20 protein-coding genes, 2 tRNA genes and 1 pseudogene are annotated in these 20,665 nt (G+C 35.0%); 20 read left to right on the top strand and 3 right to left on the bottom strand.

Going from position 1 to position 20,665, the window contains the following annotated elements:
• The first annotated feature begins 27 nt into the window (after nucleotides 1-27).
• The 13 genes and pseudogenes from lysW/argW (at nucleotide 28) to RQ359_RS11550 (ending at nucleotide 9,697) form a co-directional block, all read left to right on the top strand.
• Nucleotides 28-198 carry an alpha-aminoadipate/glutamate carrier protein LysW gene (gene lysW/argW, locus RQ359_RS11610; RefSeq protein WP_054837708.1) on the top strand — a complete coding sequence of 57 codons (171 nt, stop codon included), beginning with the start codon at nucleotides 28-30 and terminating at the stop codon, nucleotides 196-198.
• The gene (lysX, locus tag RQ359_RS11605; protein ID WP_338116963.1) at nucleotides 195-1,043 is read left to right on the top strand and encodes a lysine biosynthesis protein LysX; all 849 of its coding nucleotides are present in this window, start codon (nucleotides 195-197) and stop codon (nucleotides 1,041-1,043) included. The genes lysW/argW and lysX overlap by 4 nt, the downstream gene beginning before the upstream one ends.
• A pseudogene (gene lysJ, locus RQ359_RS11600) lies at nucleotides 1,040-2,205 on the top strand ([LysW]-aminoadipate semialdehyde/glutamate semialdehyde transaminase). The gene lysX and the pseudogene lysJ overlap by 4 nt, the downstream one beginning before the upstream one ends.
• The gene (locus RQ359_RS11595) at nucleotides 2,153-3,202 is read left to right on the top strand and encodes an N-acetyl-lysine deacetylase (protein WP_054837706.1); all 1,050 of its coding nucleotides are present in this window, start codon (nucleotides 2,153-2,155) and stop codon (nucleotides 3,200-3,202) included. Before lysJ ends, RQ359_RS11595 begins: the two are co-directional and overlap by 53 nt.
• Nucleotides 3,175-3,960, top strand: a complete 786-nt coding sequence (gene uppS, locus RQ359_RS11590; RefSeq protein WP_054837705.1) for a polyprenyl diphosphate synthase — start codon at nucleotides 3,175-3,177, stop codon at nucleotides 3,958-3,960. The genes RQ359_RS11595 and uppS overlap by 28 nt, the downstream gene beginning before the upstream one ends.
• Before the next feature lie 39 nt (nucleotides 3,961-3,999).
• Nucleotides 4,000-4,386, top strand: a complete 387-nt coding sequence (locus tag RQ359_RS11585; RefSeq protein WP_054837704.1) for a 30S ribosomal protein S8e — start codon at nucleotides 4,000-4,002, stop codon at nucleotides 4,384-4,386.
• Nucleotides 4,383-4,664: a signal recognition particle subunit SRP19/SEC65 family protein gene (locus RQ359_RS11580; protein ID WP_054837703.1), complete on the top strand. Its 282-nt coding sequence runs from the start codon at nucleotides 4,383-4,385 to the stop codon at nucleotides 4,662-4,664. The genes RQ359_RS11585 and RQ359_RS11580 overlap by 4 nt, the downstream gene beginning before the upstream one ends.
• Before the next feature lie 242 nt (nucleotides 4,665-4,906).
• Nucleotides 4,907-5,007 (top strand) — tRNA-Lys (locus RQ359_RS11575).
• A 563-nt stretch (nucleotides 5,008-5,570) separates the two neighbouring features.
• The gene (locus RQ359_RS11570; RefSeq protein WP_156016410.1) at nucleotides 5,571-6,704 is read left to right on the top strand and encodes an acyl-CoA dehydrogenase family protein; all 1,134 of its coding nucleotides are present in this window, start codon (nucleotides 5,571-5,573) and stop codon (nucleotides 6,702-6,704) included.
• Between the two features lie 192 nt (nucleotides 6,705-6,896).
• Nucleotides 6,897-6,986 (top strand) — tRNA-Lys (locus RQ359_RS11565).
• A gap of 119 nt (nucleotides 6,987-7,105) precedes the next feature.
• The gene (locus tag RQ359_RS11560) at nucleotides 7,106-7,828 is read left to right on the top strand and encodes an A24 family peptidase C-terminal domain-containing protein (protein WP_054837702.1); all 723 of its coding nucleotides are present in this window, start codon (nucleotides 7,106-7,108) and stop codon (nucleotides 7,826-7,828) included.
• Nucleotides 7,829-7,877: 49 nt separating this feature from the next.
• Nucleotides 7,878-8,780, top strand: a complete 903-nt coding sequence (locus RQ359_RS11555) for a hypothetical protein (protein ID WP_156016412.1) — start codon at nucleotides 7,878-7,880, stop codon at nucleotides 8,778-8,780.
• A gap of 62 nt (nucleotides 8,781-8,842) precedes the next feature.
• The gene (locus RQ359_RS11550; protein WP_054837699.1) at nucleotides 8,843-9,697 is read left to right on the top strand and encodes an ABC transporter substrate-binding protein; all 855 of its coding nucleotides are present in this window, start codon (nucleotides 8,843-8,845) and stop codon (nucleotides 9,695-9,697) included.
• Here RQ359_RS11550 and RQ359_RS11545 read toward each other — a convergent pair.
• Complete coding sequence (locus tag RQ359_RS11545) at nucleotides 9,632-10,180, bottom strand: hypothetical protein (RefSeq protein WP_054837698.1); 549 nt, start codon at nucleotides 10,178-10,180, stop codon at nucleotides 9,632-9,634. The two genes, RQ359_RS11550 and RQ359_RS11545, sit on opposite strands and share 66 nt — an antisense overlap.
• Nucleotides 10,181-10,199: 19 nt before the next feature.
• Here RQ359_RS11545 and cimA point away from each other — a divergent pair, with 19 nt between their 5' ends.
• Together cimA and RQ359_RS11535 are read left to right on the top strand one after the other, a co-directional pair.
• Complete coding sequence (gene cimA / locus RQ359_RS11540) at nucleotides 10,200-11,783, top strand: citramalate synthase (RefSeq protein WP_338116964.1); 1,584 nt, start codon at nucleotides 10,200-10,202, stop codon at nucleotides 11,781-11,783.
• Nucleotides 11,780-12,685 (top strand): 4-hydroxybenzoate octaprenyltransferase, encoded by a 906-nt coding sequence (locus RQ359_RS11535; protein WP_054837697.1) that lies wholly within the window; start codon nucleotides 11,780-11,782, stop codon nucleotides 12,683-12,685. The genes cimA and RQ359_RS11535 overlap by 4 nt, the downstream gene beginning before the upstream one ends.
• A 102-nt stretch (nucleotides 12,686-12,787) precedes the next feature.
• Here the strand turns inward: RQ359_RS11535 and RQ359_RS11530 are convergent, their stop codons facing one another.
• Entirely contained in the window at nucleotides 12,788-13,672 is an 885-nt protein-coding gene (locus RQ359_RS11530) for an NAD(P)/FAD-dependent oxidoreductase (protein ID WP_156016413.1), read from the bottom strand.
• Between the two features lie 41 nt (nucleotides 13,673-13,713).
• Here RQ359_RS11530 and RQ359_RS11525 point away from each other — a divergent pair, with 41 nt between their 5' ends.
• Nucleotides 13,714-14,382, top strand: a complete 669-nt coding sequence (locus tag RQ359_RS11525; protein ID WP_156016414.1) for a hypothetical protein — start codon at nucleotides 13,714-13,716, stop codon at nucleotides 14,380-14,382.
• Here the strand turns inward: RQ359_RS11525 and RQ359_RS11520 are convergent, their stop codons facing one another.
• Entirely contained in the window at nucleotides 14,383-14,517 is a 135-nt protein-coding gene (locus tag RQ359_RS11520) for a hypothetical protein (RefSeq protein ID WP_256201674.1), read from the bottom strand.
• Nucleotides 14,518-14,609: 92 nt separating this feature from the next.
• Between RQ359_RS11520 and RQ359_RS11515 the strand changes: the two genes are divergently transcribed.
• Genes RQ359_RS11515 through upsF form a run of 4 tightly spaced genes read left to right on the top strand, consistent with a single transcriptional unit; the run spans nucleotide 14,610 to nucleotide 20,665 of the window.
• Nucleotides 14,610-15,719, top strand: a complete 1,110-nt coding sequence (locus tag RQ359_RS11515; RefSeq protein WP_054837695.1) for an RsmB/NOP family class I SAM-dependent RNA methyltransferase — start codon at nucleotides 14,610-14,612, stop codon at nucleotides 15,717-15,719.
• Nucleotides 15,720-15,761: 42 nt separating this feature from the next.
• A complete protein-coding gene (gene upsX, locus RQ359_RS11510; protein ID WP_156016415.1) occupies nucleotides 15,762-17,759 on the top strand; it encodes a protein UpsX in 1,998 nt (665 codons plus the stop codon).
• Between the two features lie 25 nt (nucleotides 17,760-17,784).
• Nucleotides 17,785-19,185 carry a type II/IV secretion system ATPase subunit gene (locus tag RQ359_RS11505; protein ID WP_156016416.1) on the top strand — a complete coding sequence of 467 codons (1,401 nt, stop codon included), beginning with the start codon at nucleotides 17,785-17,787 and terminating at the stop codon, nucleotides 19,183-19,185.
• Nucleotides 19,178-20,665: a membrane pilin protein UpsF gene (gene upsF / locus RQ359_RS11500; protein ID WP_156016417.1), complete on the top strand. Its 1,488-nt coding sequence runs from the start codon at nucleotides 19,178-19,180 to the stop codon at nucleotides 20,663-20,665. Before RQ359_RS11505 ends, upsF begins: the two co-directional genes overlap by 8 nt.

The following is a 20,665-nucleotide window of genomic DNA, read 5'->3' as shown; positions in this document are numbered from 1 at the left end:
CCGACGTTTTCCTTTATCTGGGTTAAAATGGTTGTCTTAAAGTGCCCTGTATGTGGAGGAGATGTAACGGTAGAGGACGATGCTCTCCCAGGAGAGCTGGTTGAGCATGATTGCGGTGCTCAACTTGAAGTAGTAAAGAACAATGGTACATTATCATTAAAGTTAGCAGAGCAAGTAGGAGAGGACTGGGGAGAGTGAAGGTAGGTATAGCTTATGACCTACCAAGATGGGAAGAAAAGAACTTGATTGAGGAAATAAAGAAAGAAGGTCATGAGCCAGTTCCATTTTATTCAAAACAAGCAATTTTTTATTCTGATAAGCAAGTGAATTTAGATGCCGACTTCTTTATCCAGAGAAATGTTTCCCATAGTAGAGCTTTAATGACTTCGTTTTTAATAGAAAACCAAGGTTATCCAGTTTTCAATGACCATATGACTCTTATTAAATGCGAGAATAAAGCCTTCACGACTTTCATTCTTTCTAGGGCAGATATAAAGACCCCTAGGACTGCAATAGCAATGGATAAGGAAGGAGCCATTGCAGCCGCAACGGAGATAGGATATCCTATAGTCATGAAGCCAATAGAAGGAAGTTGGGGTAGGATGGTAGCCAAGGCTATTGACGACGATACATTAAGGAGTTACATGGAATATCAGGAATTTACCTCTATGTATTATAAATCCATGTATTACGTCCAAGAGTTTGTGAAAAAGCCTGATAGAGATATAAGAATATTCGCTATAGGAGATGAAGCACCAGTTGGAATTTATAGGGTTAATTCGAAAAATTGGCGTACTAATACTGCATTAGGGGCCAAGGCAGAGCCCTTAAAAATAGATCCAGAATTAAGGGAATTAGCGTTGAAAGTAAAGGAAAAAATAGGTGGTTTCTTCTTGGGTGTCGATATATTTGAAGATAGAGAGAGAGGGTATATCATTGACGAAGTAAACGGCGTTCCTGAGTTTAAAAATACAGTAAGGGTCACTGGCTTTAACGTTTCAAAATACCTTATTACTAAGTTAAGTGAGTGGTATAAGAAATGATGAAGTACCTAGAATTATATAAAGGAAGAGGCATCACAATATCAAATGCTAAGGATCAATACGCATGGGACAAGGACGGGAATAAATATCTGGACCTTCATGCAGGTTACGGTGTCGCGTTTTTAGGTCATAGAAATCAAAAAGTTGTAGATTATCTGAAAAAACAACTAGATGAAGTAATGGCATTAACTACAGCTTTCGATACCCCCATCAGAGAAGAGATGCTCAAAGAACTTGATCCATTAAAGCCTGATGATATGCCTTTTGTTTTCTTACTCAACAGCGGAACTGAAGCTGTAGAATTTTCTTTGAAAATAGCTAAGAAATTAACTAAGAGGAAGAAATTAATTGCATTTAAGAACTCTTTCCATGGTAGAACTGCAGGATCCCTTTCAGTCACTTGGAACAAGAAATATAGAGAACCCTTCGAGCCACTTGTGGGACCAGTGGAATTTTTAGATTATAATAGTCTCGACTCGTTAAAGGCAGTTAATGAAGAAGTTGCTGCAGTAATTGTGGAGCCAGTGCAAGGAGAAGGAGGTGTAATACCAGCTGATCATGAATTCATGAAGGCAATAAGAGAGATCACTAGGGAGAAAGGAGCGCTAATGATAGTTGATGAAGTTCAAACTGGATTTGGAAGAACAGGAAAAGTATGGGCATATCAACATTATGGAATAGTACCAGATGTTGTTGCATCAGCAAAGGCAATAGGCGGTGGCTTCCCCGTAAGCGCAGTGTTTTTACCAAATTGGATTGCGGAGAAATTAGAAGAAGGGGATCATGGTACCACTTATGGAGGAAATCCATTAGCCGCAGCTGCAGTGACTGCAGCGGCTAAGGTATTGAAAGAAGATAGTGTACCAGAGCAGGCAGCTACAAAAGGAGATATGTTTATAAAAATGCTTAGTGAAGAACTGGAACAATATAAGATAGTCAGAGAAATCAGAGGAAAAGGTCTAATGATTGGTATAGATCTAAGGGTAAATCCGGCCTTGCTATAAAGGTCATACAAGACGAAAAGGTACTATCGTTAAAGGCTGGCTTAACTACAATAAGGTTCCTTTCACCTTACTTAATCACAAAAGAGGATATGGAGTGGGCTTTAGATGCAACCAGAAAAGGAATTATTGCAACAGAAAGCAAGGCAAATTCTTCTTAAGTTAGCCTCAGTTTATACACCTTCAGGTAGCGAGGCCTCAGCAAAGGAAATTATGAAGGAAATTTCTGAAGATCTATCTTTGAATCTTAAAGTTACTGAATCTAATTCATATTATCTGAATGAAGGTTCCTCCTTTCTTTTAGCTTCTCATATAGATACTGTTCCTGGTTTCATACAACCCAAGGAAGACGACCGATACATTTGGGGAAGAGGAGTAGTAGACGCTAAAGGTCCTCTTACAGCAATGATATTGGCTTCATGGTATCTTAAGCAAGAAGGCATAGACGTTTCTGTGGCTGCCCTAGCAGATGAGGAAAATAAAAGTAGAGGGGCTAGGGAGTTGTTGGGTTCTGGTAAAAAATTTGACATAATTATTATAGGCGAACCATCAAATACAACAGACATAGTAGTAGAATACAGAGGCGTGGCCCACTTAGATATAAATTGTAATGGGATAGCCGAGCATGCATCTTCTTCTAAGGACAATATAATATTACAAACAAATGAAAAGCTTAGAAACGTTGTTCAGCTACCTTCTAGCTACGACGCTCCATCTATAGTTCCTACTATACTTAAATGCGGTGAAGCTTATAATGTCACTCCTTCTTCGTGTTATATTCATTTAGATTGTAGATTTTCAGTATTGTCTAATTTCAATGAGATTTTAGAGAGAATAAAGGCTACTTTTCAAGACTGCAAAGTAGACTTAGTGGAGTACGTTCCTCCGGCGAAAACTCAGCTCAACGATTTAGTGAAATCTTTACAGAGGTCATTGTTAACATTAGGAGTTAAACCTAGATTAGTAAGAAAAGCTGGAACTAGCGATATGAATATACTCACTGCAATAACACGAGAAATACTAGCTTACGGACCAGGGGAGTCGAAGTTAGAACATACTAACTTTGAAAAAATAAATCTGGAAGAAATATATATATCGGTTTTAGCATATGTTAGGACGATGGAGGACCTATGGAAAAGATTAGGAAAGACATCTTAATGAAGCCTATTTACGATATTTACGAGAAGTTTCTCTGGAAACAGATAAGTAAGGGACCTTTTCCTACTCATGTTGCAATAATACCGGATGGAAATAGAAGATGGGCTAGATTGAGAGGTGCTCAGCTAGAGGAAGCATACCTCAATGGTTACAAGAAGCTTCGAGAGGTTTTAATTTGGCTTCTTGACATGGGCGTTACAAATATCAGTGTGTTTGCCCTTTCCACTGAAAATTGTGAAAGACGAAATAGAGATGAGCTAAATATAGTTATGAGATATATAAAGAAAGGTTTAGAAGATCTGCTTCATGACGAACTTATAGAAAGAAACGAGGTTAGAGTCAATGCAATAGGGAAACTCGAATTGCTGCCTAGAGATATGATTGAAATGATAGACGATGTCATTGAACGAACCTCAAAGTATTCTAAGAGGAAGTTAACATTAGCTATATGTTACGGCGGAAGGCAAGAGATTTTAGATGCAGTGGCAAGGCTTCTAAAGGAGTATAAGTCATCTAATTTATTGGAAATTAAATTAGACGAGGAAAGTTTCAAGAAATATTTCTATGATAGTGAACTAAGTGACATAGATTTAGTGATAAGAACGTCAGGGGAAGTTAGGATATCGAATTTTCTGTTATGGCATATGGCGTACTCTGAGCTATTCTTCTGCGATGCGTACTGGCCAGACTTTAGAAAGATAGATTTGTGGAGAGCTATAAGATCATATCAAAGAAGAAAACGTAACTACGGGGCTTAAATTTTTATTAACCATAGATATTAGTTATTCTGAGAATACATGGGTTTTTACCAAGGTAATGATTTCAGGAAAATTTCTGGTGGTATGAAAGGTAAAGCCAGAGATAAAAAGAAGAGAGAATTAGGAAGTTCTCCAACTTATACTGTTCTATCTGATGAAGAAGTAAGAATTAAAGAGAGAACTATGGGAGGAAATACAAAAGTAAAGCTGAGATATGCAATATACGCCAATGTTGTAGATCCTTCTACTAATACTGCTAAGAAAGTTAAAGTTATGGGAGTAATTTCAACACCTGCAAATAAGGAATTAGCAAGAAGAAGAATAATAATAAAGGGATCTAGAATTAATACAGAAATAGGAGAGGCTTTAGTTACATCAAGCCCTGGTCAAGACGGAGTAATAAATGCTGTGCTGATAAAGCAATGAGTATAAGAGATTTTAAAGGCGAAAGAATTTTAATATGGCCCAGCTATTTTTTGGCTGAAAGTAGAAAGTTTGGTAGGAGATTTCCTAAGGGTTCTAAGCCTTCATTAGAAGAAATAGTATCTATCTGCAAAAATTTGGGACTGGACCCCGAAGAATTAAGAGACAAGCAATATCCAAGGTCAAGGAAAATCAAGGGTGTAATAGTAGTAAGAAAGGTTCAGAGCAAGAGAAATACTTTAAAGTTAATATTTGATGCCTTAAAGAAGGAAAGAAAGTAAATATTTTTTGCGTTAAAGGTTCGTCTGATATTGTAAGAATTTGCTTCATTTAGTTAGCGTAAAATTAATGAAGATAGAATATTGTTCAAATCTGTAAAAAGACTGATATATTATCCTTTAAGAGATTATTTGTTTTGCCTTTTTCTTTACTTTCTTCATTTAGTATGACATCTACTTTTTGGATACAAAATCCACGTATATGAAGGTTTACTTTTTATACTATTAGCATTACAATCTTTTATGGGCCCGTAGCTTAGCCAGGTAGAGCGACGGGCTCTTAACCCAAATCTGGCTAGGTGGAGGTACCCGTAGGTCCCGGGTTCGAATCCCGGCGGGCCCGCCACACCTTTCATGAAGTTGTAATGTATCTTGTTTTATGGCTTTTGTTATTGAGGATAAATCTTAAGTAGATTATAAATTCCTAAAAGCCTTGCAATTTACGGTGGAGTTTCAAAGTTTTAAAACCTTAATTAGATTTTATTTAATATTTGGATTAGTAATACGAAATCAGTTAACAGTTTCATCATAGATATCTACCAGAATACTTCCTTGATCTCGTGAGAAACATTTTGTGGGTTTCCGCTACATCTTGTTTTTGTTATACGGGAACAAGAAATGATACACATCATCTAGCTAAATTGAGATATAGAAATCATAAGTGGGAAATACGGTAGTGTGAAATGATTCAGATAGGGATAATTGAATCGGCGTTGTCTAAAAGCTTATATATAAAAATTATTTGTTTTACGAAATTATTCTATATATATTGGTTTTATACATTATTTTAGGTGTAAAGTTATTCTCTTTATAGAATATCTTTTATTTACGCTTGAATTAGGGTTAGGGTTCTTTGTCATTAGATGCTAAACTTTAAAGTTGTTTATACTTTTTATATAATTGATCTCCATGTATGAATTATCGAAGGAAGTGGAAGAATACCAAGCAAAAGTTAGAGAGTATGCCCAGACTGTGGTAAAAGATTACGCCAAAAAAATGGATGAGACAAACGATGGAGGAGAAAAGATAGTACAAGATATGGGTCAAAAGGGATTATTAGGAATGAAGATACCTCCAAATTATGGAGGACTAGGTCTTGGAGAAACAGCCTTTGCAATTGCTACTGAGGAATTAGGTGCAGAAAGTGGAGGTGCATCTCATAGTCTACACACCCAGTTAAATGCATTGCAGCTTTTACTATCAGTAGGTGGTGATACTGCAAAGGAATGGATAGAAGAAGGCAGTAAAGGTAAAGAAATATATGCTGTAGCTTTGACTGAGCCTGCAGCTGGTTCAGACCTTGGTGCATTTCAAACCACTGCAAAACAAGAAGGAAATGAATTTGTAATAAACGGAGAAAAGATCTTCACAAGTGCGGGTTCTTTTTCCACAAAGATGGTAGTTTTAGCTAGAACTAGTGGGAATATAGGTGATAAACAAGGCGTATCGCTTCTCTTGATAGACTCTAAAACTTCGGGTGTAGAGATACATAAGTTAGATCTCATGGGAATTAGAGGTGCAGGAGTATCCTATGTGAAGTTTAATAATGCTAGAGTTCCTAAGGATACAATTATTGGTAAGGAAGGAGATGCATACAAGGGTGCTATAAAGGCCTTGATGGTAAGCAGAAATGGTTACGCTGGAATTGCTGTAGGAATAGCTAGGGGTTCTTTGGACGAAGCTGTAAACAGAGCAAACGCTAGAAAACAGTTCGGGAAATCACTGATAGATCAGGAGTGGATAGGATTTAATTTATCTGATGCGTTCATAAAAGTAGAAGCCGCTAGGCTGTTAACTTTAAGGGCGGCATATCTTTTCGACAAAGGAAAGGAGGCATTATCCGAAGCATCTATGGCAAAGTATTATGCTGCTGTTACCTCAGCTGAAGTCTCGAGATTAGCACTTCATATCTACGGTGGTCATGGATTAACTAGAGGATCAAAGGTAGAAAGGCTATATAGGGATTCCAAGGTTATGGAGATAGCTGAGGGTACTAACGAAATGCAATTGATGGGCGTTTCAAGGTTATTAAAGAAACAGTAAAATTTTTATTTATATTTAATTGTCTTTACTATAGGATTTATATAATTATTTTGAATATTTTAAGATAAATACGAATTTCATGGATTCTTTAATCTATCATTTTCAAAAATTTATAATTTAGCTATTGGGCTAACTGCAGGCGATCGATTTCTTTGGCATTAAGTTTAAATTTGATAAAGAAAGAAAGAGCTTGGGCCCGTAGCTCAGCTAGGTAGAGCGGCGGGCTTTTAACCAAGGGAAGAAACCCGTAGGCCCCGGGTTCAAATCCCGGCGGGCCCGCCACACCTTCGAGATTAGATAAATTTTTTAAATATATGGAAAAGGATAGTTTAAGGGGTATCTGGTCCTCAGACTGCCTCGTAGAGGGTGTGAGTGAGGAGGACTTCCTGCCGTGATTTCCAATGGATGGGCTAATTTTATTGCAAATTTTTCTATCTTTTGTAATGTTGATTCATACTTCATATCTTGACATAAAGTATAGGGAAGTGAATCCGAAAATATGGTTAATCTATTCTCCTCTAATATTATTTTTCTTTATTAATTTTCAAAGACTAAATTTGTTTCTATTTTTCTATTCATACATAATAAGCTCAATTCTAATATTCATTTTTTATTATTTTTCTTTATTAGGAGGTGCAGATTTATTTTTATTGTTAATCCTAAACTTAGCTAACGCTCATGTAAGGTCTTTGTTGGGAGATAGTTACTTCATTAATTCAGGCATGGAACCATTAATTGTAATTATTTATTCTTTGATACCAATTGTTATAGTAGGTCTTGGTAACCTTTTATTTAACTTACATAAGACTCCCAAGGATCTAAGTCTTAAGACTAGGACGACCTTGGCGTTTTCAGGTAGACAGATGACTATAAAGGAATTTCTTAATTCTAAATTTGTTTTTCCACTGACAGAGATAGATCAAAACGGGTCTAGACAAGTGAGGCTTTCTTTTTCTATAGAAGAAGACGACTCAGAGTGGAGAAAAAGATATGAGAAATTGCTCAAAGAAGGTCTAGTAAGAGAAGATGAGAAAATTTGGGTAGCATGGGGAGTTCCAGTTATACCTTTTATCCTTTTAGGATATTCCTTACTTATTATTTTTGGATTTCCTTCCTTTATTTAAGAAAAAAGATAAGGATGCTTAAAAAGCAATAACTGTAACGTATTTTGCATTGTTCATTTCTGAGATTGCAATAGTGGGGAACGAAAGGAACAATATAACAAAAAACATTCATGAAGTCGTTACAGAGCTAGGATATAGAATAGTAAGTCCAATTATAGCAGACGTAATTATAGCTATTGGTTCTGCAGAATTCGCTATAAAATACGTCAAGGGGTTAAAAAGGAGAAGAAAACCCGTTCTTATTTTGATATCTGAGGACGGTTCTTACGTAATACCTTTGCTAAAGGAAGAGAAAGGTGGATCAATGTTAGGCGGTTTAATCTCAGATCTTCTTGGAGCTGAATTAGTACTAACTTCTTATTCCTCACAGAATGCTCTGTACACAATTGATGAATTCATTTGGACTAATGCATTAAAAGCTATAAATCCAAGAAAGAAAAAAATTATTAATGATAAACTAGGACAAGGCGAGAATATTTCTATATTTAATGAAAATAAATGTCTAGAATTAAAGTTAGACGAATCTTATAAAGCTGTTAAGAACCCTGACGATGCAGATATAATAATAACAAAAAGGAATGAGAAAAATAAGTTCGATGGAGGGAAATTACTATTGGAGCCAAGGGAAGTGCTTTTCCCAATATGGTTTACGGCATCTACGCCGGCTGAGACAATTGTATATTCTATTTTTACTACAATGAAATCAATATTTCTTTTTGAAAAGAGAGTAGATAAGATATTCGTACCTTCATTTGCAAAACAAGAGGTAATAGCTCAACTGGCGTCAGTTCTGAGATCTAATGTCTGCAAATTGGACGTTGAATCCTATGTAGCTAACGAAAAGGATTACATGACTATATGTGAGGAAATACTTAGGCGAAAAGGAGGTAAGGTTCTTTTAAATCCTACCAAGAGGGCAATGGGTGTAATAACTTGCCTAGGGATAAGATAGGTACACGCTCAAAAATTAGAAAACAAGGATTATTTTTATCTTATGGTTGAAAGAGATTAGCAATGGCAAGGAAAGTATATAACCCTCTATTGGATGACTATATAGAGTTAAATCATGTTTTCAATTCTATAATTAGTTTAGATCCAGGCACAACAGAAACCATTTTCATGTTAGGTCTAGGTCATCTAATTAAGGCAACAGATGCCTTCAGCTATAGACCAGCTGAGGCTAAAAAACTAATTAAAATAGGGAGCTATACACATGTCAATAAAGAGCTTTTAGATAAACTAAATCCAGATATAATATTTACTTCCTATGGAGCTCAAAAAGAATTAGCTAAAAGGTTATGGAAGGATGGATATCCAGTTTATCCAATTCCTGTTCCATTGAGCGTGAATTCTATCTTAGATAACGTAATTATAATAGGGAACGTTTTAGCTCAATTTTCGCGTGCATCGTCTCTTCATAAGGAACTTCTAAATTATGTGTTTAGGTATAGATCTACAGTTCCCCCTCTAAAGGTCTATATCGAATTCGATCTAGGAGGTCCAATTACAATTGGTTTTCCTTCTCATATCAATCATGCGCTTGAAATATTAGGCGCAAGAAATATATTTTCAGATTCAAGCGATTCATACCCAATTCCGGATGATAATGGACTTCTTATCAAGGATCCAGATATAATTATCTATGAACCTAAGAGATTAACAGATTATGAAAAAGAGAGATTCAGAAGAAACCTAATAAATAGAGGTTTAGAAAGGCTTCTAAAGAAAAAAATAATATTCACGGCTGGTGATTTTTTAGCACATGTAGGACCTAGCTTTATATCTGGAGTTATACCTTGGCTTTCAAGCTCTCTTTCTCAAGGAAAAGAGGAAGAGAATCCCTCCAATAATGGCTATAACAATTCCTAGAGACATTCCTATCTCTAGGACTGTTTGATATATACCTAGTCCTGAATAGAAGCTATCAATGAAAGTAGCAGGGAATACCCCGTAAGTGAAAGTCACGTTGTATGGCATTCCTGATGTATCTAACAGATAAATAGAATAATTTCCTGGAGGTAACTCTTCTGTGAAGAATCTAGAGTCTGTCAACGTATTACCATTTCCCACCACTGTGATGTTTACGTTTTCACCTTGTTCCGTTACGAACGCTATTAAAGTATCGTTTGATTTAGTGAGGTTGACACTACTAACTAATATTCCTTTGTCTGGAGATAGGCTTATTTCTCTATAGTTAGAATGAAAAACGTTTTCTACAGTTGAATAGCTGGGATAATAAAACGGGATAGTCAAGAAAAGTATTAGCAAGAATAGGAATATAGCTATTCCCGCTCCAACTACTTTAAGCGAGGATGACCTTTCTTTATTATTAAATTTTATAAATCTCTTCAATTACATTCACCTATGTTCGGTGTTCAAGAAATCCACTGTTGAGGTATTAGATACAACATTAAGAGATGGTTCTCAAACTGCTAATATAGGTTTTACTTTAAAAGATAAGATCAGAATTGCCTTAGAGTTAGATCAATTAGGTGTAGATTATATAGAGGGTGGTTGGCCTGGTTCAAATCCGAAGGATAAAGAATTCTTTTCAATGATAAAGAAAGTATCATTATCCAAGTCGAGGATAGCTGCATTTGGCAGCACTAGGAGGAAAGACATAAGTGCTAAGGGAGATGTTTCCTTGAATTCTATAATAGATTCTGACGTAGAGGTAGCAGTTCTATTCGGGAAATCATGGGATTTACATGTAAAAGATGTCATAAAATCGACTTTAGAAGAAAACTTAGAGATAGTATATGATAGTATATATTATCTAAAGAGTCATGGGTTATCCGTTATATTTGATGCTGAACATTTCTATCAAGGTTATATAGAGAATAGCGAATATGCTACAAAGGTTATAAAAACAGCTCAAGATGCTGGAGCAGATGTTATAGTTTTGGCAGATACTAACGGAGGTACGACGCCTTACGAAGTCTTTGAAATTACAAAGTCTGTATCAGAACAAATATCAGTAAGACTAGGTGTACATATGCATAATGATATAGGATGTGGAGTTGCTAATTCAATTCTTGCAATAAAGGCCGGTGCCACTCACGTTCAAGGAACAATTAATGGGATAGGAGAGAGGACAGGGAATGCCGATTTAATTCAAATTATACCTACAGTATTCTATAAAATGGGAATGAATATATTAAACGGAGAGAAAAGCATGGTTAAATTAAAGGAGATATCTAGGCTTGTCTATGAGTTAGCCGGTATAAATCCTAATCCGTATCAGCCTTATGTAGGCGATAATGCCTTTACACACAAGGCAGGTGTACACGTGGATGCTGTTATGAAAATACCTAGAGCGTACGAACATATAAATCCACAGATGGTAGGAAATAGAAGGAAGTTTGTAATATCTGAAGTATCAGGAACTTCTAACTTAGTTTCATACTTGAAGGAATTAGGGATAGAACTAGATAAAAAGGATCCTAGGCTTAAAACAGCGTTAGAAATGATAAAGGAAAAGGAAAATACAGGATATAGTTTCGATATAGCTCCATCCTCCGCAGTACTGATAGTATTTAAGGCTCTAGGCATTTACCAACCTTTTATTAAGCTTGATTATTGGAAGGTTATAGGAGAAAGTAGTGGTTTGTCTATAGCCGTAGTAAAGGTTAACTCGGAGTTAGAAGTAGCCGAGGGTGTCGGTCCAGTTCACGCTTTAGACAAAGCTATCCGTTCAGCCTTAACTAAAGTTTACCCTGAGGTAAGTTCAATAAAACTTACTGATTACAGAGTAATACTACCTGGTGAAGTTAAAAACACGGAGAGCCTTGTTAGAGTTACTATAGAGTTCTCAGATGGCACAATGGTATGGAAGACTGAAGGTGTGTCCACTAACGTAATAGAAGCTTCTGTTTTAGCGTTAATAGATGGATTAGACTATTACCTTCAAGTTAATAAGAAAATAAAAGGAGCCCTCTCCTCTTTAGAAGTGTGAATTGGGATCCTGGTGGGGCTTCGCAGAATACAAGTAAGCTTTATGTTTTGATGAGATTTTTAAGGATAGAGCAGACTCTATTTAGCCTTCCAATGGCTTACTTAGGAGCTTTTGTGGTATTGAGAAAGGTTCCTTCAATATCGGTACTGATATTGATTTTCTCCGCCTTATTCTTTCTTAGAATAGCAGGAATGACAAATGACAATCTAGCAGATAGAGAAATTGATTCTAGAAATCCTAGGACGAGAACAAGACCATTGGTAACAGGAGTAATAACAGTCAGGGATGCTAAGTTATTAATAATCGTAGGTCTTGCTGGTTTCTTTATATCAGCATATCTAGTAAATATATGGGCGTTTTTATTATCACCTTTTGTTGCTCTTATTGTTATGACATACCCTTATATGAAAAGATTTACGGCGTTTGCCAACTACCATTTAGCCTCTATTCAAGGCATCGCAGTCTTTAGCGGCGCGGTCGCAGCACTTGGGTTAGTTTATAATTCTCTACTTACTATACTTTACTATGTTCCTTGGCTTTTTGTTATTTCAACAGTATTTTGGGCTCTAGGTTTCGATCTATATAATCACATTCCTGATGCTGAGTTTGACAAGCAAATGAACCTTCATAGTTTTGCAGTTATGTTAGGTCCTAAGGCTCTGAAGTTTGCAGGCTTAAATCAGATAGGCTCGGTCACGTTAGCTTTTTTAGCGGATTATTTGTATAATTTAGGTCCTATAGGTTTCGTATCTACTATACTTCACGGAGCTATCATGGCTTATGCTTACTATTTAGCTTCTAGAGGAGATTTCGGAAGAGCTTTCTATTACAACATATATTCTTCTATAGTTTTAGGGCTAGGGGTGGACATAGACATAGCATTAGGAATACCGTTTACATAACAAACTACTTTAACCCCAATACTCTATATATTTTCTAAGGAGATACCTAGGGTCCCTTCAGGCTTTAAGCCCCCTGAATACCCCCGGGTCCCTAGGTATCTCCTAAAGTTTATAAAGAAATCCCATATTTCCCTTTTTGCTGACATAATGTTTTTCTATAAATCTTTTCATTATTGATCTAACTCTAGATACTTTTACAGATTCATACTTTCCTCCCCAAGGCTTATCGCTCCTAATATGTATAGCCTTTCCTCTGCCGGTATCCAAAATGTTAATTAGAATTGGTATAAAGTCTCCTTTTTCTTTTCCGCTCAGATAACGTCCTAGAAATACACCGCTCCTCATTGCTAACTCGCCGACTCTAGGCCAACCTTTTATTATATCGCCTATCGCATAAACTCCCTTACTTATTTCGAAATTCCTAGAATAATTAAATTCTCCTATGCTTTCCCATTGTCTGCATTCAGGTATTATAGTTTCAGCTTTTTCAGCAATTGTTATTCCAGCGTTTTCCAGCTCTTTTTTTACTAAGTCACTAGTTTTTTCTCCTGCCCATCTGAGTAAGTCGCCATAATAGCTGACCTTTTTACCCATTCTCTTCAGATAGAACGCAAGTTGTATAGATACCATTTCGTCTCTCCATGATTCCGAACCTAGCGATATTTCGCTAGCAGAGAAAGTCTCATTTATTTTAGATGTAGTTTTGCTCTTATCGCAGCCCAAGGCTATTATTAATAGGTCAGGACTTTCGGTAGAGTTATCTGTAAATTTTACTTCTCTTCTCTTCAAATCTATCTCTTTAACTTTTTTTTGATTTATAAAGGATATTTTAGAAATATAGTTTGTTTTATTCATTAAATGTCTAAAATATGCAGTGTAGAAAATGAATTCATTAGATTCTGATACGAGTTCCTTATCGAAACTGCTGCTAAGGTTATAATAAGCATTTAATCCTGCATAACCTGAACCGAGAATCAGAACTTTCATCTTCTACTTAATTTATTAATTTCTTTCCTTCTTTTGAAGTTGTGCAACTACAAATAGGCTATTCCTTAGATGAAGAACTTTCTCCCATTATTCCCGTTTTAAAAGGAGAAGTTAAATCTGACATTGAGTTAGCACCGATTAAGGTGAAGGGTGACGAGCTAAAGTTTAAGATTAACGATTTAGATTTATCATTTTTGCCATTACCATTGCTTAACTTTGTGAGTGGCGTAAAGTTATTGTCAAACGGTGCCTTCATTGTAAATCGTCTAGGGATAAAGAGAATTATAAATAAAGATCCTATAAGTAGTATTTGTGTTAGAGGCAGTAATTCTACAGAATATTATTTCATTAAGATGATGCTTTCTCAAAAAATCAGTCCTATTATATCTGAATCCGAGAAATGTACTGGGGAATCTACTATATCTTTCTCCGGCTATGATATAAGTATTGATTCCTTGTGGGAAAAACACTGTAAAGACTGTCCTATTATCTTAGATTTAATAGGTTCGCTGAAATTAGATATCAATATCCTAAGTAAGTTAAAGGTGATAATAAGGGAATCCGCTAGGCTTCAAGAGGAAAGAGGAGTAATCGGGAAGTTTTCAAAAGAGTTAGGATTAAAAGGAAGGGAATCCGTTAAAAACTTCTTTGAATTATGTTACAAAAAAAAGATTTGTACAATAAATTTTGATAGTATTCAGATAATATGACTATGAACTAAAAATAATTCTGAGCATTCTTATAAGAACGTATATTGACGGTAAGAACAAAGCCTCGCTTATATTTAGCTTAGCTAAAGGTAATGAGGCTATAGTTAGCATCAACGCTATTGCTATATCTTTCATATATAAAATGGTGCCTTACTACATAAATTATAAACGTTAATAATGACGGTATGATAAAGTCACATCAACTGTAGGTAAGATCGGGGAGAATTTTGAGCGGATGGGAAAAAAGATTCCTAAAATCATTTCTATTTTATGCAGAAAATGGTTATCCATTTCAAGTGTCAATCAAGAAAGCCAAAGAAGATATAAAACTGAAGAAAGTCGATTGGAACGAATTAGAGAAGGAAGCTAGATCTTTTCTCCTATCATATTTTTCGTTAAAGGGCAGAAAAAGGACGGAAAAAGTAGACTATTGGCTTAAAAATAAAGATCATTTACAACCTTTCCTTCCCGAATGGATGGAAGAAGAGCTCAGGAGGTATATAGATATTAAATGCCTTCTTAATTCTCTTAAGAAAAGAAATTTATGGATAAGGGTAAATACTCTTAAAATTTCTTATGAAAAGGCAGAGAAGGAACTTGAAGAACATGGAGTTTTAATAGAACAAGATAAGGACTTTCCTTATTTATACAAAGTGATAGAGACCAAAGTTAATGTATCTTCCTTACCTTTAGTTAAAAACCTAGAAGTTATAATACAAGATAAGGCAAGCGTAGCTGTAGTGGAGGAATTGGGTCCGGAGAAAGGCGATTTCCTAGTAGATTTATCGTCTTCTCCAGGCAATAAACTATCATTATATGCAATGTTAACAGAAAACGATTTTCGAGCTATAGCTATAGATGTTGAGGAAGATAGAATTGATAAAGAGAAAAGGTTCCTTATAAAGGCTGGGGTAGATCTAAATAAAGTATCGTTAATTCAGCAGGACTCATCTAACTTGGGTTTATCAAGATTTTCAAAAGGTTGGAAGGCTATGCTTGACGCTCCTTGTTCATCTTCAGGCATGATTTATAACGATCCAACAATTATCTTTTCATTAAGAGATAAGACTAAAGTAATATTTTATTCTAATTTACAGAAAAAAATTATGCAGGAAGTTTCCCAATTTAAGCCAGATTTAATGGTATATTCAGTCTGTTCTCTGTTTCCTGAAGAGGGAGAGAATATAACGGAAGAATATTCAGATTTCTCTGTAAATTTAAGGAGGACGTTTTCATCGGCATATTCGCCTACTCTAGGATCTAGATCTACCAGACTTTTTCCACATTTGGACGGAACTAATGGTTTTTATATTTCTAAATTTCAGTTTAGGCAGTAATTTCGGCTTTCAGACTCGCTTCTTTAATCTCCATAAGGCAGTGTGGAAATTCCTTCGTTACTTTTTGAAAAGAAAATATCCTATCCGAAGATCAAAATAGATTTGCTTAATTTAGGTAATCAAACGTTTATCAGAGCTCCTTGTATAAGATATCCTTCTAACGATTTGCAGAAAATATCAGAAGACGAATGGATTATTATGGAAAATAGGAAATTAAATTTTTACAACGGTTCAAAGTTAATTAGTTCCAAAGATTTAGACTTCGACGTTTTGGACGCCTTTTATGAAAATGAAGAAATTTATTTTGTAAAAAGATATAGTAAGAAATTAAAAGTAGACAATACAACTTATGAAAAAATTGAGCGGTCCTTCGATACTCTTGTTCTAATTGGAAATAAAGAATTGCTAATTAACGTTAATGGTAAAACGTATACCTTGGATGAGCCGATAAATTATCTTTTGAACAAAAGAATCATATCTGTTCAATATAATAGTCAGAATTTAGTTCTAAATTTATTTACGGGCTCTAAGAGAAGCTTTAACGACGAATTATTTCATTTGGACGAATCTCAAAACGTAGCCGTAGACTATAAAGGTAGAATATATATCGATGACGAGTTAGTCGGAATATGTAAAAGCAGTTCGGTGGAATATCTCGGAAAATTAAACGGAAAATTGCTCATTTTATGTGGAAACGAAGTAAAGTATTTTGCTGAAAACTCATGGTATAATCTAGGAACAGTCCAAGACTCCTTTAGCGTTAAAGCAAGTGGAGAACTTTTAGCCTTGTTGCGAAATGAGATGCTGGAGATATACGACATTAATCTTTCGAAGATTTTTGAATTTAAAGGTGTCTTAGCAAGTACAGTTTCATATAAAAACGTGTTTTTGATCAATAAAAATGGATATTATGGTATACTAGATTTATTTTCAAAAGAAGAAATTAAGGTTTTAAACGATAAGATAAACTCTAGATCAAGTTTTTCCATATCTTTGACTTCGTTACCCCTCTTAGATGTAATTCCAGTTAATGGGAAAATAAGGAAAATAGATAGAGATAGAAAGATAGTCGAAATAGATCCAACAAATTATGACTTAGATGGCAATATAGAATTAAATATAATATCTCATTTCTTTAGTATTAAAAGATCTTTTAGAGTAGATATTGAACCACCAAAGTTTTCCTTAAAAGACACCCATATTCTTTTGTCCCCTTCAGGATATCATTTAAAGGGTTATCCTAATTGCAATGCGTACATGAAAGGAGAGTTGAAATGTAGTGTACCTTTCGAAACTAAAGCTAAAATTTACGTAGGCAAGAGTTCCTTTGAATTCGATCTCAAGAAAGGTACACAGTCATTGGATCTATTTTTACCTCTGCTTATAGACAACGCTGAGCCTGAGACGATTAAGTTATGTGTTTCCTCATTTCCTTGCAAGGAATTCGTAGTTAATGGCGAGATAGCTGATGTATCACAGAAGAGATCTAGTATAGTAAAGATTGTAAGGAATTCTACTGTTTACAAGGAGATGATAAGCGAGATAGACAAGTTTGAGAAAATAGAATTAATATCAAGAAATACTGAAAAATATGACAGTATAGTCTATGCTAGGATCGGCAATAATATAATAATTGATAATAAAATAATTAATGTGAATAAATCCATAGAAAAGGTATTAGTTAAAAATGGTAATAACTATATTAGAGAATACTTGATTGTTGGAATTTCCGATCCACTAAAAGATATACATGTGAATATCTCTGGTAATCTCATGTACGTTAATGTAATGGTAATTCGAGAATCTGCTGTGGAAATTATCTATTGCGATGAAGAACGTAGGGAATTACTTAGAAGTCAAAAGGAGTTTGAGTTTCCAATAATACCAGAATGTAGCAAACTAATAATCAACGTTGTTGATAAGGGACTCCATTGGGATCATGTTTATACTATAGTCAGGGCCACTGAGTCTTATTTTCAGTTAGCTATATACAATTCTATGAAGCTCCAACAAGAACTAGAAAGTTTCGGCTTAGTCTGAAAGCTTTTTTACTAACCCTTTTCACATGGGCTCTCTTCTTAGCTATAAGGTACTTGATGTAGAAGTTGAGATAGAGGACGATCAAATCCCTAGATATATAGTTAAAGAGCCGAATTTGACTCCTACGGAGGCTAGAATTCTTGACGAGCTTATGAGGAAATTTTATGTGGATTCCAAGGTCACTAACATGCAGGACATATTATCTATTTTATCGGATTACGATAATTTAAGTCAAGAAAGTTATGATAAAATATTATACTATATTAAAAAGAAATTTTTGTACGGCCCGCTTACTGTACCTATTCTGGATCCTGATGTAGAAGAAATAGAGTGTAGGGGATTTGGGCAGCCTTTAACAGTAGTTCATAGAAAAATTAATAAATTTCCTAGAATTTATACTAATATTACTTTTAAATCTGAAGAGGATGTAATAAATGTCATAGAGCTACTTGCAAATAAATCCGATAAGTCAGTTAATCTTGCTAGGCCATTCTTAGAATTTGCTCTACCAGAAGGACATAGAGTAGCATCAACTATATCTAAGGAAATAAGTCTCCCTGGATCTACCTTTGATATAAGGAAGTTTCCCTTTTCACCGATTAGTTCCATATCTTTAATGAAAAATAATGTATTTTCTAAATTATTTTTATCTTATATATGGTTTTTATTGGAGTTTAAACCTTTTATAATGATCATTGGACCAACTGGTACTGGAAAAACAACCTTTCTTAACTCGTTACTTGGCATGGTTAATCCATTATCTAAGGTAATTACAATTGAGGATACGCCAGAAATCAACTTGGCTAAGGATAATTGGGTAAGGTTATTTAGCAGAACTAGTATAAACTCCAGCTTTGATGTATCACTTTTCGAACTATCCAAGTTGGCCTTACGTTATAGGCCAGATTATTTAGTAATAGGCGAGGTTCGAGGTAGGGAGATAGAGGCACTAGTTCACGCTTCAGCATCTGGGCATGGGTCTTTAGCTACATTTCATGCTGGTACCCCGAACGAGGCAGTAACTAGAATCTCTAGTTTACTTACTCCAGAGATGGCAAAGCTATTCCTGCAAAATCTCTGGGGATTAGCTGTCCTAGGAGTTAGAAAGGGGAAGGATAATATAAATAATAGAGTTTTAGTCTCATTTTATGAGGCTTTTACAGAAAAGAGGAAAGTGAAGTTCAAGAAAGTTTTCACGTGGAAGGCTGACAAAGGATTAATTCCTAGCTCAATAGAAGATTTAATCAGTTCGTCCTATAGGCTAAGCTTTATAAGAAGGACGTTTGGTTATTCAAACCAAGATGTAAGGGGAGAATTGGAAAAGAGACTGAAATTTCTTGAAGAATTAGAGAATTCCAATATCTCTTCCTCATCTGAAGTATCAGCGTCTGTAAGAAAGTTCTATTTAGGTGATTGGAATGCTTGAAGCAATAACTTCTAGAATATGCAATCTTTTTAGCAAAAAACTTAACGAAGATATGAAAATAACTGGTAACGATATTAATAATTATTGTAAAAAATTTGATAAATATTTAATATTATCTATTATTACTGTCTCTATCTCATTATTTCTTTCATTTATGGTTGAATTAATATTTCTCTTCACCTTGATTCTGCCATTGTTCATAATTTTTCATCCAATTCTTTTAGAGAAGAGTAAAAAAGAAGAATTGATTAAAGAAATCGAAAAGGAAATTCCAATATTCGTTACGTTGCTATATATAGATAGTATCCTGGGGAAATCTCTTTACCAGTGCATAGAAAGCATTAAAGGCTCTAAAATTTTGAAAGGAATCTCCAAGGAAGCGGTTCTCCTGGAAAAGAGTGTTAAATTAAATGGAATTTCTACTTCAAGGGCAATAGTTAATAGAAGTAGACTACACAAACGCAACATTTTAGGTTCAATATACAGCGATTTTATTGACTCTGAATCAATAGGTGTATCCTTAAGTTTGAGGGCTAGACAGACCCTCGAGAAGGTGATGAACCGGCTCAAAGAGAATTATTCAACTTACATACAGAGGTCTTCTGACCTATCTGAGATACTCTTTTCATTTTTCCTTTTATTACCTATAATGTTAATATCATTTCAATTAGCATTTAACAATGGACTAAACGTTACTCAACTAATAGCTCCTTTATTAGTTTCGCCCTTATTTTACTTTGCAATTACGTCTTTCCAACCAAGTTCAGATTATTTGATAAAGTTTAAACTTAGAGAGTTCATACCGTTTTTTGCTTTATCTATAGGTTTTGCTATTCCGCTTCTTGTCTTAGGATACCCGGTTTATGCTATCATGCTAGCTATGGTTTTCTTGTCCTTCCCGTTTTATCTCCAAATGAGGAAGGCAGACTCTTTAATGGAAAAGTTGCCATCACTTCTTGATAGACTTTCAGATTATACGAGGGTGGGCTACAGTTTAAGGGGATCTATCTTAAGGATCATCGAGAGTTCTTCCAATGATATAACAAAAGATTACCTAATTTCTTTCGTCAAAACTTTGGACAAAAAAGATGAGTTCATCTGTTCTCCTTCTTGGACCTTTAATGCGTTTCTTGAAGCACTAAGGAGGATTAACATATTAGGTTTCATTGACGAGAAGGTATTCATAGAGATGTCTTCTACAGTTCAAGATATCTTAAACATGAGGAATTCGATGAAAAGAAATCTTCAACTTTTCACTTTCATATCTGTATTAACTCCTTTGATTCTCCATTTCTCCTTATATTCTTTCTCATTCTTAAATTTTAACAGTAAGTTCCTATTAAATGTAATAGGGATCTATGTTCTGACTTTAGAAATACTTTACTCTAAAATATCGAGGCTTACAATCTTCAACTTCCCTTTATTGCTGGTTACAACGGTAACTACTCTAATAGTTTCGTTTATCCCACTTTCGCTTTAA

The organism is Sulfuracidifex metallicus DSM 6482 = JCM 9184 (assembly GCA_032834875.1).
Classification (GTDB): Archaea; Thermoproteota; Thermoprotei_A; order Sulfolobales; family Sulfolobaceae; genus Sulfuracidifex; species Sulfuracidifex metallicus.
Note: the sequence above shows the minus strand (reverse complement) of the source record. Positions and strands in the feature narration are given on the sequence as shown.